The sequence below is a fragment of the Amaricoccus sp. genome (assembly GCF_036846665.1).
GTDB lineage: Bacteria > Pseudomonadota > Alphaproteobacteria > Rhodobacterales > Rhodobacteraceae > Amaricoccus.
The window spans coordinates 1-1731 of sequence record NZ_DAIUBO010000405.1 but is presented as its reverse complement, the minus strand read 5'-3'; the positions used below and the strand labels follow the sequence as shown (position 1 = coordinate 1731).

The following is a 1731-nucleotide window of genomic DNA, read 5'->3' as shown; positions in this document are numbered from 1 at the left end:
GAAATGATCGGCGACGCAGTCGGCGGTCCATTCGCGATCAGCCATGGCGCGCCTCCCTGTCGGACGGGCGCGGGCCGTAGAGCTTCTCGCCGAGCTGGCGGACCAGTTCACGCTCGGGCCAGGTGAGACGGTCGTCATCGGCGGAGACCGCGAGGACGCCCTGTTCCTGCCAGCCCTCGCGCTTGACCTGTTCGGGATCCCGGCGCCGGCCGCCGTAGCCGTGGGGGTGCCACCTCATGCGACACCTCCCTTCGTCTCGATCGCCCAGAGCAGGATGGCGATGGCGTCGGCCTCGTTGTCGTCGGCCGGGCTGAAGCCGCGGGCGCGGACGGCGGCGACCATGGCGGCCTTGTCGGCGTTGCCCTTGCCTGCGGCATGACGCTTGATCGTGCCGACCGGGACGCCCTCGTAAGGCACGCCGCGCAGCTCGGCCCATGCGGTCAGCGTGGCCATGAGCCCGCCGTAGATGTGGCTCGCGTCGGTGCCAGCGTGGCGGCGGACCTCCTCGAACCAGATGGCGGCGACGGGCCCGGACAGCCGGTCGATCTCGGTCAGCCAGTTGGTGAAGCGCAGGTAGCGCATGCCGCCGCCGTCGAAGCGGCCCGGGCGCAGCGAGACGGTGCCGCTGGTGATCAGGCCGTCATGGCCGCGGATCGCCCAGCCGGTCGAGGTGCCGAGGTCGAGCGCGAGGATGCAGCGGTTGCGGGGCGTGTCGAGCGGCAGCGATTCAAACCTTGCGCCGTCGCAATTCGGGATCAGAGTTGGCTGAGCCATGATGGGTCTCCTTTGCCGGTGGCCTGTGGTGGTGGAAGACGACGGTGGCCTGGTGCTTGGCGGTACGGGGCCGCCGTCGTCGGATCGGGAAGCACAAGGGAGCGTCACGGCGGCGCGCGCGGCTGGCCCGGACGTATGGGAGGAGTGGCCAACCCTGTGGGGTGGCCCTCCCATACGTAGTATGGGGGTTTGACACCTAACTGTTCCGAGGCGTTCAAGTGGCTGAAATCATTGCGGAATAAGACTTGATGAAGTCTTCGGGCATGAGTTAGGGACCTGACTCTTATTTGTCCGTAACCCGTTGATTTCGTTGAGTGCACAGTTGGCGCTGTCATATGAGTCAGGCCTCACTCATATGAGTTAGGTCGTCCTCGAGCCCCTCCGGGTAGACCCAGACGGCGGGGTTTTCGACCTGCAGGCAGAGCCCGGATTGGGGGCATTTGAAGTGGCTGGGCAGGACCGGACGGGCGGTTGTGGTGACCTCGCCGGTAGCCGGATCGACCTCCTCGGCGGGCGCGCCGAACTGCATGCCCTCAACGCAGAGGTAGCCGAACCGCGACCGGGTGACGGGGAAGCCGAACCCCGAGGGGTCGCGCAGGAACTTCACGAAGCCCTTGGTCGCCAGCACGCTGAGCCGCTCGCGGATCGTGTGCTTGCTGCCCAGACCGCCACGGTTCTCAAAGGTCTCGGCGAACTGCATCGCGGTGTAGAGGCGCTCGCTCGCCGCCTCATCAAGCAACATGCCGAGGATGACATCATGCTTTCGCAGCCGCTCGGCATCGAGTTTGGCGCCGACCTCCTTGCGCACCAGGCGCTCGTTCATCGGGTTCAGTTCGACCCATTCCCCCTTCACCTTGTCGATGAGCTTGCCTGGCAGCGCGGGGCCGTTCCGCAGTTCGATTTCCAGCCTGCGGACACTGCTGTCCTCGTCGGGCCGGTGCATGAGCAGCCCCGAGG

2 protein-coding genes and 1 pseudogene are annotated in these 1731 nt (G+C 66.7%); all 3 read right to left on the bottom strand.

Features of this window, described 5'->3' with window-relative positions; genetic code table 11:
• Window positions 1-37: 37 nt before the first annotated feature.
• Entirely contained in the window at window positions 38-238 is a 201-nt protein-coding gene (locus V7050_RS20890) for a hypothetical protein (RefSeq protein WP_028720215.1), read from the bottom strand.
• Window positions 235-774: a hypothetical protein gene (locus V7050_RS20885; protein ID WP_229341962.1), complete on the bottom strand. Its 540-nt coding sequence runs from the start codon at window positions 772-774 to the stop codon at window positions 235-237. Before V7050_RS20885 ends, V7050_RS20890 begins: the two co-directional genes overlap by 4 nt.
• 340 nt (window positions 775-1114) lie before the next feature.
• Window positions 1115-1731 (bottom strand): annotated as a pseudogene (locus tag V7050_RS20880) (AAA family ATPase); the annotation flags it as partial.

Coding starts and splice junctions, on each gene's coding strand:
- V7050_RS20885 (WP_229341962.1), bottom strand. CDS start 774: ATGGCTCAGCCAACTCTGATCCCGAATTGCGACGGCGCAAGGTTTGAA.
- V7050_RS20890 (WP_028720215.1), bottom strand. CDS start 238: ATGAGGTGGCACCCCCACGGCTACGGCGGCCGGCGCCGGGATCCCGAA.